This is a genomic window from Pseudomonas sp. FJ2-5-13, assembly GCF_029201605.1.
GTDB classification, from domain to species: Bacteria; Pseudomonadota; Gammaproteobacteria; order Pseudomonadales; family Pseudomonadaceae; genus Aquipseudomonas; species Aquipseudomonas lactis.
The window spans coordinates 3,063,008-3,076,085 of record NZ_CP104045.1 but is presented as its reverse complement, the minus strand read 5'-3'; the positions used below and the strand labels follow the sequence as shown (position 1 = coordinate 3,076,085).

Genomic DNA, 13,078 nt, shown 5'->3' with positions numbered 1-13,078 from the left:
AGGTTTAAAAAAGGCCCCAGTTGCGGGCACGGGCAATCTACTCAGGGCGTCAGTGAATGTCAACGTATGATTAATTAAATTATCCGGTGTTCAGAGTTCGTTCAGATAAGAGCCGCGCGTAAGTTGTAGGTTGAATAACTTCATATACCTTGCGCGGCGAGTAGCGCCAGATAGATCAATACTAAACCGCAGGCCGCATAACTCACGCGTTGCCAAGTCGGTGATGCGTTTTTGCGCAGCAGGTTTACCAAGGCGGCAGTGAGAAAACACGAGAGCACCGACGCCAACATGAAGCCGGCAAAAAACATCAGGGTCTGCCCGTGGCTGGGAGTGGTACCGACAATCCCCGACAGGGCGCTGCCCAGGGCGCCCCAGTAGACAATATTTTTCGGGTTTGCCAGGGAAATCGCCGCGCCCACCGCCAACGCATTTTTGCCTGAGCTGGCAGGGGCGTTGTCGGTTGCGGGCAACTGCCAGGCATCAATCAGGCTGCGGATGCCCAACCAGGCCAGGTACAGCGCGCAGATGATTGTGAGTGGTATCCGCACTGCATCATGCTGGATCAGCAGTGCGATACCGGTGAGGCCAATCACGGCCCAGACGGCGTCGCCCACCAGCGAGCCGAATTGCACCAGCAAGGCCGGTGTGAAGCCATGGAGCAAGCCGCGGCGCAGGGTCTCTGCCAGAACGGCGCCGGGGGAAAGGCAAAATACGAAGCCGAACACCAGCGCATAAACAAAGATCGACAGCATGCTCAGCTCCTTTCGAGAAAGTGCCAGAGCATACGTCAGTCCGAGAGGGGGATACCACGTCCTCTGTAGGAACGTTCGCGATGGCGGTATGTCAGCCACTCAATCTTCAACTGAACCACCGCTTTCGCAGGCAAGCCAGCTCCCACATTGGCCATGCATTGCCCACAGCATCAGCGCCCGGCGCAGATCCCCTGTGGGAGCTGGCTTGCTCGCGAAGGCGATGTGTCAGCCACTGAATCTTTAACTGAACCACCGCTTTCGCAGGCAAGCCAGCTCCCACATTGGTCATGCATTGCCCACAGAATCAGCGCCCGGCACAGATCCCCTGTGGGAGCGGGCTTGCTCGCGAAGGCGGTGTGTCAGCCACTGAATCTTTAACTGAACCACCGCTTTCGCAGGCAAGCCAGCTCCCACATTGGTCATGCATTGCCCACAGCATCAGCGTCTGGCGCAAATCCCCTGTGGGAGCGGGCTTGCTCGCGAAGGCGGTGCGTCAGTCACTGAATCTTTAACTGAATCACCGCTTTCGCAGGCAAGCCAGCTCCCACATTGGTCATGCATTGCCCACAAAATCAGCGCCCCCTGTAGGAGCGAGCTTGCTCGCGAAAAGCGTCAACGATAACGCGCGTTTCCTGAATGAACGCAGTGCCTATGGGTTTTTCGCGAGCAAGCTCGCTCCTACAAAGGCTGTGGTGTTGAGGCAATGCGGTCGACTTCAGCCTTCAATTCATCCGGCGACAAACTCGCAAAGGGCAGCGCAAAAAATGCCTCGCAGCGTGCAGCGATAATGTCGAGGGTGGCTTTGAATGCCGCCTCTACTTGCGCCTCATCACCCTGTACCACGGAAGGGTCTTCCAAGCCCCAATGCGTCTTCACTGCTGGGCCGAAATACACCGGGCACGCTTCACCGGCCGCTTTATCGCACACGGTGATGACCACATCCGGCGGGCTGTCTTCAAAGGCGTCATTGCCTTTGCTGTACAGGCCGTCAGTGCTGATGCCCGCCGCCTGCAACGTGGTCAGGCTGCGTGGCAACACCTGCCCCTTGGGGAAGCTGCCAGAGCTGACCGCCTCGAAGCCCGACGGTGCCAAGTGGTTGAACATCGCCTCGGACAAGATGCTGCGGCAACTGTTGGCGGTACACATGAACAGGACTTTCATGGGGCGTTCCTTTAGAGGCTCAGGCGCAAGGCGAGGGCGGCGAGGGTGATCAGCAGCACGGGCAAGGTCAGCACGATCCCGACCTTGAAGTAGTAACCCCAGGTGATGGTGATGCCTTTGCGCGCCAGGATATGCAGCCACAGCAAAGTGGCCAAACTGCCGATGGGGGTGATTTTGGGGCCCAGGTCGCTGCCGATCACATTGGCGTAGATCATCGCGTCCTTGACCACGCCCACGGCATGGCTGGACTCGATGGACAACGCGCCAATCAGCACGGTCGGCAGGTTATTCATGGCCGAGGAGAGCAGCGCCGTCAGCACCCCGGTGCCCATGGCCGCGCCCCATATACCGTAGCTGGCGAAGGTGTCGAGCCAGGTCGCCAGATAGTCAGTCAGGCCGGCGTTGCGCAGGCCATAGACCACCAGGTACATGCCCAGGGAAAAAATCACGATCTGCCACGGGGCTTCCTTGAGGACTTTGCGCGTGGAAATCTGATGACCTTTGGCAGCAATCACCAGCAGCAACACCGCACAGGCCGCCGAAATCGCACTGATGGGAATGCCCAGCGGTTCCAGGGCGAAACAGCCAACCAGCAGAATACCCAGCACCCACCAGCCGGCGCGAAAGGTCGCACGGTCATGAATGGCACTGGCGGGGTCATCCAGATCGGCCGGGTCGTAGGTCTGCGGAATATCCCGGCGGAAAAACCACAGCAGCACCGCGAGCGTGGCGGCGACACTGACCAGGTTCACCGGCACCATTACCGCGGCGTATTCATTGAAGCCAATCTTGAAATAGTCCGCCGAGACGATGTTCACCAGGTTCGACACCACCAGCGGCAGGCTCGCCGTGTCGGCGATAAACCCCGCACCCATGACAAAGGCCAGGGTTGCCGCCGGAGAGAAGCGCAAGGCCAGCAGCATCGACATCACGATAGGCGTCAGAATCAACGCCGCACCGTCATTAGCAAACAGCGCCGATACCAGCGCACCCAGCAGCACCATATAAGCAAACAACCGCCGCCCGCGACCACGGCCCCAACGCGCCACATGCAGGGCCGTCCAGGCGAAAAAGCCTGCCTCGTCCAGCAACAGGCTGATGATGATCAACGCGACAAAGGTACCGGTGGCGTTCCAGATGATGTGCCACACCACCGGGATGTCCGCCAGGCTGATCACCCCACACGCCAGCGCCAGGATCGCGCCCAGGGTGGCACTCCAGCCGACGCCAAGGCCCTTGGGTTGCCAGATGACCAGCACGATGGTGACGAGGAAAATCGCAATTGCGACAAGCATGAATAAACGCTCCGATGGCTCAGCAGCAGGTGCTGGCCCGTTGTGGTCGGTCGCCCATTGCATTCAGACGCAGTGCGTCGTCCTGCAACCATGGCTGGTTGGCTTGTAGGGTGGTGTCCAGCACCTGAGTGACCCAGGCGGGCAGTGCCGGATTGATGCGGTAGTAGATCCATTGCCCTTGACGACGGTCCACCAGCAGGCCGCAACTGCGCAATTGCGCGAGATGGCGGGAGATTTTTGGCTGGCTGTCGTCCAAGGCATGGATCAACTCACACACACAAAGTTCGCCCTCGCGCAGGATCAATAAGGTCACCCGTGTACGGGTGGCATCGGCCAGGCACTTGAACAGGGTGGGAGGGGAGAAGAGATCTGACACGGTCAAGGACTTTTCAAGCAGAGATATTCGAATATACGTATTTCCATATATATCGGTCAAATCTTGTTTCAGTTGATATGGATCAAACGCCTGTGAAACCACCACAACTGTTTGAAATTAAAATGAAACACAAATGTCCTAACGTGCCTGCCCATTGCTGATGAAGGAAGACCCCGCGTGACCCGAGCCACCCGCAACCTGCGCAAGACCCTGGATTCCGTCGCGGAAAATAACGAAACTGCGGCGTTTGACCTGATGCGCGCCGTGGAAAAACTCGGCGATGAAGTGCTGCGCCAACGCCTGCTCAATACCATCCACCGGCTGAACCAGGATGCCTACGAGTTGCGCGAGGCCCGGGATTCGGTGGAGCAGGTGTCGGTCAAGCTCGCCTGAGCAAGATCGTTCAAGACACGCCTTCGCTGGTGCTGGCATGCTTGTCGACTGTCTGTCGATGAGCCGTTTCCATGCCCACTGCATTACCTCATTACGCCTTCACCCGCGGCGCCATCGCCGTCATTCCCTTGTCCTTGGCCTGTGCGCCCTGGGGGTTGCTGGCCGGCTCCATGGCCATCGACGCGCAATTTACCCCGCTGCAAGCCCAAGGTTTGTCGGCCATTGTGTTTGCCGGTGCCGCACAATTGGTGGCCATCGGCATGGTCAAGAGCGGTGCCAGCCTGATTTCCATCGTGCTGACCACCTTGCTGCTCACATCCCAGCATCTGCTCTATGGCATGCACATGCGTCCTACACTATCTTCGCTCAACACCCGCTGGCGCATGAGCCTGGGGTTTTTGTTGACCGATGAGTTCTTCGCCCTGGTCAACCACTACGACCGCGAGACCTTCAATCGCTGGTACGCCTTGGGCGTCGGCCTGACGTTTTACCTGATCTGGAACCTCTTCACCCTCGCCGGCATTGTGCTGGGCAAAAGCATCCCCGGCCTTGATCAATTGGGGCTGGAGTTCTCGATTGCCGCGACCTTTATTGCCTTGATCACCCCCGTGGTGCGCGACGTGCCCACGGTGGTATGCGTGGCGGTGGCACTGCTGAGCTCGGTCTGGTTGAGTTATCTGCACTGGGAATCTGCGGTGGTTGTCTCGGGCGTGCTGGGGATGATCGCGGGGCTTGCCTGTAAACGGCTGGGAGTGGGGCAACGATGATTTACCTGATGATTGTGGCCATGGGCCTGGTGGTGTTCTTCAACCGTTACCTGTTTATCGAGCCACGCTTGCCGGTACGGCTCAATCGCGGCGCGCGTGAATTTCTGGGCTTCGCCGTGCCGGGCATGCTCACCGCGATCTGCGGGCCGATTATTTTCCTGGCGGACCATCAGCTCAACCTGAGCCCGACCAACCCTTACCTGCTGGCCGGCATCTGCGCCGTGGCGTTGATGTACTGGACGCGCAGCGTGTTGACCACCGTGCTATTGAGCATGGCGCTGTTCTATCTGCTGCGTTGGTGGTTTTGACACCCGGGCAAAAAAAAGCCCGCGGGGTGGCGGGCAGAAGGGAGACTTCTAAAAAATGAGCCTGGCTACTATAGGCAGCGTGTTTGCTCTTCACAGTGAAACAAAGTTCATGGGCGCGTCAGTTGGCAGACGCACAGTGGTAGAGTCACGGTTTTTCCAAGGAAGCAATGCCATGCACAAAGTGGTAATGGGCGCATTGATACTGGCGGCCCTGGCCGGTTGCGCCGGTTCGAAGATGAAAGAGGCGCGCGCAGGCAGCCCTTACAAAACCCTAGCGTCAGATAAAGCCACCCTGGTAGTTGCCCAGTGCATCCAATTCGGCTGGCAGGATGAAAGCGTGTTCGGCGTCGACGCAGGTGGCTTCAAGGAAGCGACCGAGGCGGGTGGTTTTACGGTGTATACCACCGGTGGCGATTACTTTGTCGATGTACTCAGCACCGGCGCGGGTTCTACGGTCAACTACTATGCAGCACAGGACACTATGCCGGCCAAACGTCGCCTGGCAGCACTGGCCACTTGTCTGTAAGTCGGTTGCCTTAGTCATATTCCGAAATGCCTGGCGGGACAGCCGCTGGGCATTGGCTTATGATTCACTCGCTCGTTCGACGTGATGGCTCTTTACCGGTACACGGATGTCGAGGCTTAAACGTCGAACGAGCTCCTCCACCCCAACCTCACCGAGGCATGAAACCCAAGTGCCAGCGTCGCGGAATCAACAGTGTCACCACCCCTAAAGCCCCGGCCAACGCACCACTGACCCACAGTGCACGCAGGCCCATCTGCTGTTCCAGCAGGGCGCCTATCACCGCGCCGATAAACATCCCGGCCCACGGAATCAGTTGCACGCGCCAACCATTGCGGCGCTCGCCCAATAACCAGCGGCCCAGCCCGCGACCAAAACGTGACAGCGCCCCAGTAACGTAGGTCAGTCCCACCGGCAGCCCGTTCACCTCTTCGACGGCCGCGTTGAGCATGCCCATGGCAATGATAGCCGCGAGCAACGCGGGCAAGGTGTCGGTCGATGGCCACAACGCCGCAGCGCAGAGCAAGGCGCCGATGCACAATAATAAGGGCAACGCATGGCGCTTGCTGATACGGCTGACCAGCACGCCCAAGGCATTGCCGACCACGAAGGTGGCGACCAGCAATACCAGGCGCCCGGTGAGCCCCAGGTCGCCCGCACTGATGGCCACCGCCAAGCGCGTGGTGTTACCGCTCATGAACGAGACGAAATCACCGCTGGCCATAAAGCCGATGGCATCGGTCATGCCCGCCAGCACCGACAGGCAAGCCACCAGCATCAAGCCCACCCGCCCGCGCCAGCGCTGTCGATGGGCGAGCGTGGCATTGGTGTAAGGCTTGCGGGACGAAGGCAGCATGGGGCTGGTTTCCTCGGTGAGATTATCCGGCCACTACCGTAGGGCGCTTTGCTTGTCCGCGCAATGACCTCAGACACGCTCCAGTTGCCAGCCGGTGGCGCGCCACGTCAAATGGTGAGTCGGCTCGATCGCCTGCAAGAATGCCTCGTCGTGTGATACGGCCAGCAGCGCGCCGGTAAACCCCTTCAGTGCCTGCTCAAACGCCAGCACCGATTCCAGGTCCAGGTGATTGGTGGGCTCATCCAACAGGAGCAACTGCGCCGGTGTTTCACGCCACAAGGCTACCGCCATCGCGGCTTTCAAACGCTCGCCGCCGCTGAGTTGCCCTACCGGCTGCGTGACCCGCAGCGCGTCCAGCTGCAACAACGCCAGGCGTGTGCGCAGTTCGGCTTCGGCCAATGGCGTATCGAGCAAGTTGAGTTGTTCGACCAGGCTGCGTCGGTCGTCCAGCAGCGCCAGGTGCTGATCGATATAGGCGCTGGGCACCGCGACGCTGCATTTGCCACTGACCGCCCGCCAATGGCCCGCAAGCAGTTTGAGCAAGGTCGATTTGCCGCAACCGTTCGGCCCACGTACGGCAACGCGAGCCGGGCCTGTCAGGTTGAGCGTCAGGTAGCTGGCGGGTGCCTGGGGATCAAGCCAGGGTAATTGCGCCTGTTCCAGCACCAGCACCTGGCGGCCATTCGGGACGGTTGAGCCTGGTAATGCGAGCAGTGTGGGCGTCTCATCCGCCACGCGCTCGTAAGCTTGGCGCACTTGGGCGTCGAGTTGGTTTTTGTGATCGTGATGGGCACTGCGTACCGTGCTGACAATCTCCTTGGCTGCGCTTTTCCAGCGGGCTTTGGTAAAACGGTCGACGTTGGCGGTCTCGGCCTGTTTACGTGCGCGTGCGGCGTGGCGCTGCAGGTCGTCGTGGTCTTTTTGCAGGCGCCGACGTTCGCGGCTGCGGGCCAGACGCGCCTGTTCCCACGCGGCAATCGCGGCCTGCTGGTGAGTATCGCGTTGTTGGCGATAGGCATCGTAGTTGCCGCCATAGGCTTGAATGCCCAGAGGCGACAGCTCGATGATGCGGCCCATGGCGTTGAGCAGTTGCCGATCATGGCTGACCACCACCAGCCCGCCGCGCCAATCGCGCAACACATGCAACAGCCAATCGCGCCCGGCAGCGTCAAGGTGGTTGCTGGGTTCATCCAGAATCAGCAACTGCGGCGCCGCCAACAACGCCCCGATCAGCGCAACCCTGGCGAGTTGGCCGCCGCTGAGTTGATCGGCCGGGGTACTGGCACTGAGGGTTGGCAAACCCGCTGCATCCAGCGCCTGGCGCAGGCGTTCGGCGAGGTCCCAGCGGTCGTCGATCAGCTCCAGGTCACTGACGCGTGCATCGCCCCGGGCCATACGCTCAAGGGCAGCCAAGGCCGCGGCAGTTGCGGTGATATCGGCGATGGTTTGGCCTGCTTGAACCGCGATGGCCTGGGGCACATAGGCAACATGGGCCGGTTTTTTCAACGTGCCGGAAGAGGGCAGCAGCACGCCGGCCATCAACTTCGCCAGGATACTTTTGCCCCGTCCATTGCGCCCGACGATACCGGTAGGCGTTTGATCAATGGACAGGTTTACGTCGGCCAGCAAGGTTTCGCCATTGGCGAACTGGAAAGACAGGTGTTGCAGGGAAACAAGCGCGGGCAGCCGTTTGACGTCAGTCATGAGCACCTCCAAAAAAATGTCGAACAGGCCAACAAGCGCGCCAGGCGGCTCGTTGCAGATACATTTTGGAAGGCTCAGATGTTCACGTCGGCGGTCATCCCGTGAGTCAGAAGGGAGGCAGAGCCTAACCCACCTTAACTTTTCGCGGCAAGTCTTCGGCGAGTTTTTCCAGGAACATCGCTAGCGCGACTTCTTCGGCTTTCAGGCCTTTGCGCACCCGCGGCTTGGGCAGCTTCGACAATTGGCCGAGGCTGAAATGCTCAAGCACCGCCGGGTGGATATAGCACTTGCGACACACCGCTGGCGTGTTGCCCAACTGCCGGGCGACATCCTTGACCATCGCCACCACATGCCGCTTGGCGTCGGATTCAGGCTGCCACGCCAATTCGCGCAACACCGCCAGCGCCATCGCCGTGCCGGCCCAGGTGCGGTAGTCCTTGGCGGTAAAATCTTCGCCGGTCAGACGGTGCAGGTAGTCGTTGACGTCCTGGGAGCTGACGGTATGCCGCTCACCGTCTTCGTCCAGGTACTGGAACAGGTTTTGCCCCGGCAATTCCATGCAGCGCTTGACCACCCGGGCCAGGCGTCGATCCTTGACGCTGACTTGGTGCTCCACGCCACTCTTGCCACGAAACTGAAACTGGATCTCGCTGCCTTTGATGTCCACATGGCGGTTGCGCAGGGTGGTCAGGCCGTAGGATTTGTTTTCGCGCGCATATTGGGTATTACCGACGCGGATCAGCGTGGCGTCCAGCAACATCACGACCGTGGCCAATACCTTTTCGCGGGTAAACCCGGGCTCGGCGATTTGCGCTTCGAGCTGTTTGCGCAACGTGGGCAAGGCGGCGCCAAAGGCCTGCAAGCGCGAATATTTGTCGCTGTCGCGCACTTCGCGCCAGCGTGGGTGGTAACGGTATTGCTTGCGGCCACGGGCGTCCCGGCCGGTGGCTTGCAGGTGGCCGCGAGGGTCGGCACAGATCCACACGTCGGTGTAGGCGGGCGGCACCGCCAAGGCGTTCAGGCGTTTTATTTCGTCCGCGTCGGTAATGCGCTCGCCCTTGGCGTTCAGATACTGGAACTTGCCCCGCACTTTTTTACGGCGGATGCCGGGCTGGGTGTCATCCACATAATGCAGGTCGCGAGGCAGGTCGGCGGGTAACGAAGAGTCAGGCATGGGGCGGGTTCCTTGGCAACAAATCAGGCCGGTATGTCTGATTGACCGCAGCGCCCTGCGGTCGTGCCAAATGCTTAAGCCAGTACCGCCACCGCCTTAATTTGCGCCCACAGCGTCTGGCCCGGATGCAGTTGCAATTGGTCGCGGGAGAAGCGCGTGATGCGCGCCAGTAACGGCGTGCCGCCAGCGTCCAGGCGCACCAGCACATGGGCGCTGTTGTCCGCGCCGATGGTTTGAGTGACGGTCACCGGCAAGCGGTTGAGGATGCTGCTGTGTTCTTCGGCCTGCAGGCTCAGGCTCACATCCCGCGCCTGGACCTTGACCCGCAGCGGGTTGCCCACCGCCAGCGGGACATGGGCCACGCGCATCTGCAACGGGCAATCGGGCAACTGCAGGGTGAGCAACTGATAGTGCGCATCGTAGGCAACGACGCTGCCGGCGATCACCACGCCGGCATCGTCGCCCAGCGCCAGGGGCAGGTCGAGACGCGCCAGGGTTTCGCCGATAGGGCCGCTGGCCAGGGCCTTACCGTCGCTGAGCAAGACGATATAGTCAGCCAGGCGCGCCACTTCGTCCTGGGCGTGGCTGACGTAGAGCACCGGGATATCCAGCTCGTCGTGCAGGCGTTCCAGGTAAGGCAATATCTCGCTTTTGCGCTGGCTGTCCAGGGCCGCCAGCGGCTCATCCATCAATAACAGCCTGGGGCTGGTAAGCAAGGCGCGGGCGATGCCGATGCGCTGGCGCTCGCCGCCGGACAAGTGTTGCGGATGACGCTCAAGCAAGTGTCCGATGCCCAACAGTTCGGTGGCCTGGGCCATGTCCACGCGCCGTTGCAGACGAGGGATACGTTTGAGGCCGAACTCCAGATTGGCGCGCACCGACAGGTGAGGAAACAAACTCGCCTCCTGGAACACATAGCCCAGGGCGCGTTTATGCGGCGGCACAAACAGCCCTTTGCGGCTGTCTTGCCACACCTCGTCGTTGATTTGCACAAAACCGTGTTCGGCGCGTTCCAATCCGGCGATGCAGCGCAGGCACGTGGTCTTGCCGGAGCCAGAATGCCCGTACAGCGCGCTCACGCCACGGCTGGGCAATTGCAGGTCCACATCCAGCGTGAAGGCGGAGTACTTCAGGTGCAGGCGTATATCCATCATTGCGATCAGCTCCAGCCCATTTTGGTTTTACGGCTGGAGTAGAGCGCCAGCAACACGAGAAACGCGAACACCACCATGGCGCCGGCCAGCCAATGGGCCTGGGCATATTCCATGGCTTCGACATGGTCGTAGATCTGCACCGAGACGACGCGGGTCTTGTCCGGGATATTGCCGCCGATCATCAGTACCACGCCGAACTCACCGACGGTATGGGCAAAGCCCAGGATCGAGGCGGTGATAAACCCAGGGCGTGCCAGCGGCAGGATCACCGTGAAAAACGTGTCCCACGGGTTGGCGCGCAAGGTCGCGGCCACTTCCAGCGGGCGCGTGCCGATGGCCGAAAACGCGTTCTGCAACGGCTGCACCACGAAGGGCATGGAGTAGATCACCGAGCCAATCACCAGCCCGGCGAAACTGAAGGTGAGGGTGCCCAGGCCCAGCCACTGGGTGAACTGGCCGACGTAGCCGTTGGGCCCCATGGCCAGCAGCAAGTAAAAGCCGATGACCGTTGGCGGCAACACCAACGGCAGCGCGACCACTGCGCCGATGGGGCCGCGCCACTTGGAGTGGGTGCGCGACAGCCACAGGGCAATCGGTGTGCCGATGATCAACAGGATCAGGGTGGTCAGTGCGGCCAGCTTGATGGTCAACCAGATCGCAGAAAAATCAGCACTCGACAGGGGCATTTACAGCTCGTAACCATAGGATTTGATAACGGCAGCCGCTTTCGGGCCTTTGAGGTAGTCCACCAGGGCCTTGGCGGCGGCGCTGTCCTTGCCCTTGTTGAGGATCACGGCGTCCTGTTTGATCGGGTCATGCATGGCGGCCGGGACAATCCACGCCGAACCGCTGGTGACTTTGCCGTCCTTGTAGATCTGCGAGAGGGCGACAAAGCCTAGCTCGGCGTTGCCGGTGGAAACAAACTGATAAGCCTGGGTGATGTTCTGGCCCTCGACGAGCTTGTCCCTGACCTTGTCAGTCAAGCCTTCTCTGGCCAGCACTTGGGTGGCGGCTAAGCCGTAGGGTGCAGCCTTGGGGTTGGCGATGGACAAATGCTTGAACTCATTTTTCTTCAGCACCTCGCCCTTGGCATCCACATAGCCGTCTTTGGCCGACCACAGCGCCAAGGTGCCGACCGCGTAGGTAAAGCGTGAACCCTTGACGGTAGCGCCTTCGCTTTCGAGTTTTTGCGGGGTGGTGTCATCGGCGCTGAGGAACACCTCAAATGGCGCACCGTTCTTGATCTGGGTGTAGAACTGCCCGGTAGCACCGTAAGCCGCGACCAGTTTATGGCCGGTGTCTTTCTCGAAGTCGGCGGCAATCGCCTGGATCGGGGCGGTGAAGTTGGCGGCCACGGCCACCTGCACTTCATCGGCATGGGCCGTACCCAAGGCAAAGGCGGCAAGCAGGGGGGCCAGGCGCGAAACGCGGGTCATCATGAAGCAACTCCTTAAAGGTGTACGGCAGGGGTAGGAAAGAGGGCTTACCGCTATGTATGGGAATATATAGCGGTTGGCCATTGCCGGTACAGTGCCAAGTTGCTGCTCAGATCAGCCGCGGGTGAGTTTGCTCAAGCTGTGCTCGGCTAATTGGCGTGTCAGGTCATAGGTGGACAGGTCTTTGCCCAGCCTCAGAGCCTGGCCTGCCCACAGGTTGCTGAAACCGGCTTCATCCTTGGCCTTGAGCGGCATTAACGCGCCACCGGCTTTAGGAAACGCCGGCGCCACCGGGTTGATGGCGCCGAGTTCACGCATCACGCGGTTGACGATGCCCCGCGCAGGGCGGCCGGTAAACAGGTTGGTCAGCGCGGTTTCGCTGGCCTGGGCATGGCGCAGCGCGTGGTGATGGGAAGCGCTTACAGTGGCTTCGGGCGTGAACAGGTAGGCCGTGCCGATCTGCACCGCCGAAGCGCCGAGGGCAAAGGCCGCAACGATGCCACGCGCATCGCCGATTCCGCCCGCGGCAATCACCGGCACGCTGACCGCGTCGACAATCTGTGGCAACAGCGCCATCAAGCCGATCTGGCTGTTGAGGTCATCGCTGAGAAACAGACCACGATGCCCACCGGCTTCAAGGCCCATGGCGATAATCGCGTCACAGCCGTGCTGTTCCAACCACACGGCTTCCTCGACGGTGGTGGCCGATGACAGCACCTTGGCACCGGTGGCTTTTACTCGGTCGAGTAAGGACTTCTCTGGTAGGCCAAAGTGAAAACTCACCACTTCTGGCCGAAATTCTTCCACCACCTGGCAGGCTGCGTCGTTGAACGGCGCGCGGTTGGACAACGGGGTTGGCGCATCGAAGTCGACGCCCAGTTCATGGTAGTAAGGTTGCAGCAAGGCCTTCCAAGCCTGGTCCCGCGCTTCATCGCCATCGGGCGGTTGATGGCAGAAGAAGTTGACGTTGAGCGGCGCGTTGCTGGCCTGGCGAATGAGGGCCAAGGCGTCGCGCAGTTGCTCCAGGCTCAAGGCTGCGGCGGGCATGGAGCCCAGGGCGCCGGCTTGCTGGGCGGCGATGACCATGGCGGTGGGCGTCGCGCCAGCCATCGGCGCCTGAATGATCGGCACCTCAATGCCCAACAGGTCAAGAATGCGGGTGTCTGGCCAGGTGCTCAT

General features: G+C 60.7%; 15 protein-coding genes. 4 read left to right on the top strand and 11 right to left on the bottom strand.

The features are described 5' to 3' along the window. Positions 1-140 precede the first annotated feature (140 nt). From N2A98_RS13405 to N2A98_RS13390, 4 genes are all read right to left on the bottom strand, one after another. Positions 141-752 (bottom strand): LysE family transporter, encoded by a 612-nt coding sequence (locus tag N2A98_RS13405; protein ID WP_275622100.1) that lies wholly within the window; start codon positions 750-752, stop codon positions 141-143. A gap of 678 nt (positions 753-1,430) precedes the next feature. Continuing rightward, positions 1,431-1,913, bottom strand: coding sequence for an arsenate reductase ArsC (locus tag N2A98_RS13400; RefSeq protein WP_044273938.1), 483 nt, complete (start codon positions 1,911-1,913; stop codon positions 1,431-1,433). A gap of 11 nt (positions 1,914-1,924) precedes the next feature. Next, the gene (locus N2A98_RS13395) at positions 1,925-3,208 is read right to left on the bottom strand and encodes an arsenic transporter (RefSeq protein WP_044273936.1); all 1,284 of its coding nucleotides are present in this window, start codon (positions 3,206-3,208) and stop codon (positions 1,925-1,927) included. A 19-nt stretch (positions 3,209-3,227) separates the two neighbouring features. Then, positions 3,228-3,584: a metalloregulator ArsR/SmtB family transcription factor gene (locus N2A98_RS13390; protein ID WP_044274039.1), complete on the bottom strand. Its 357-nt coding sequence runs from the start codon at positions 3,582-3,584 to the stop codon at positions 3,228-3,230. A gap of 177 nt (positions 3,585-3,761) precedes the next feature. Between N2A98_RS13390 and N2A98_RS13385 the strand changes: the two genes are divergently transcribed. The 4 genes from N2A98_RS13385 (at position 3,762) to N2A98_RS13370 (ending at position 5,578) form a co-directional block, all read left to right on the top strand. Then, positions 3,762-3,977 carry a hypothetical protein gene (locus N2A98_RS13385; protein WP_003191339.1) on the top strand — a complete coding sequence of 72 codons (216 nt, stop codon included), beginning with the start codon at positions 3,762-3,764 and terminating at the stop codon, positions 3,975-3,977. A gap of 71 nt (positions 3,978-4,048) precedes the next feature. Further along, positions 4,049-4,744 (top strand): AzlC family ABC transporter permease, encoded by a 696-nt coding sequence (locus N2A98_RS13380; RefSeq protein ID WP_275622099.1) that lies wholly within the window; start codon positions 4,049-4,051, stop codon positions 4,742-4,744. Then, positions 4,741-5,052 (top strand): AzlD domain-containing protein, encoded by a 312-nt coding sequence (locus N2A98_RS13375; RefSeq protein ID WP_047710921.1) that lies wholly within the window; start codon positions 4,741-4,743, stop codon positions 5,050-5,052. The genes N2A98_RS13380 and N2A98_RS13375 overlap by 4 nt, the downstream gene beginning before the upstream one ends. Positions 5,053-5,224: 172 nt before the next feature. Continuing rightward, entirely contained in the window at positions 5,225-5,578 is a 354-nt protein-coding gene (locus tag N2A98_RS13370) for a hypothetical protein (protein ID WP_069557747.1), read from the top strand. 148 nt (positions 5,579-5,726) lie between these two features. On the opposite strand, the gene N2A98_RS13365 is transcribed toward N2A98_RS13370, so the two are convergent. The 7 genes from N2A98_RS13365 to N2A98_RS13335 all read right to left on the bottom strand — a co-directional run bounded on the left by N2A98_RS13365 (position 5,727) and on the right by N2A98_RS13335 (position 13,078). Then, a complete protein-coding gene (locus tag N2A98_RS13365) occupies positions 5,727-6,431 on the bottom strand; it encodes a YoaK family protein (RefSeq protein WP_275622098.1) in 705 nt (234 codons plus the stop codon). 69 nt (positions 6,432-6,500) lie between these two features. Continuing rightward, a complete protein-coding gene (locus tag N2A98_RS13360; RefSeq protein ID WP_153474872.1) occupies positions 6,501-8,135 on the bottom strand; it encodes an ABC-F family ATP-binding cassette domain-containing protein in 1,635 nt (544 codons plus the stop codon). Between the two features lie 124 nt (positions 8,136-8,259). Next, positions 8,260-9,309, bottom strand: coding sequence for a DNA topoisomerase IB (locus N2A98_RS13355; RefSeq protein ID WP_275622097.1), 1,050 nt, complete (start codon positions 9,307-9,309; stop codon positions 8,260-8,262). Positions 9,310-9,383: 74 nt separating this feature from the next. Further along, on the bottom strand, positions 9,384-10,463 hold the full coding sequence (modC, locus tag N2A98_RS13350) for a molybdenum ABC transporter ATP-binding protein (protein WP_275622096.1): 1,080 nt from the start codon (positions 10,461-10,463) through the stop codon (positions 9,384-9,386). A 5-nt stretch (positions 10,464-10,468) separates the two neighbouring features. Beyond that, positions 10,469-11,149, bottom strand: a complete 681-nt coding sequence (gene modB, locus N2A98_RS13345; protein ID WP_044273925.1) for a molybdate ABC transporter permease subunit — start codon at positions 11,147-11,149, stop codon at positions 10,469-10,471. Beyond that, positions 11,150-11,902 (bottom strand): molybdate ABC transporter substrate-binding protein, encoded by a 753-nt coding sequence (gene modA / locus N2A98_RS13340; RefSeq protein ID WP_069557743.1) that lies wholly within the window; start codon positions 11,900-11,902, stop codon positions 11,150-11,152. A 111-nt stretch (positions 11,903-12,013) separates the two neighbouring features. Continuing rightward, positions 12,014-13,078 carry a nitronate monooxygenase gene (locus N2A98_RS13335; protein ID WP_047710914.1) on the bottom strand — a complete coding sequence of 355 codons (1,065 nt, stop codon included), beginning with the start codon at positions 13,076-13,078 and terminating at the stop codon, positions 12,014-12,016.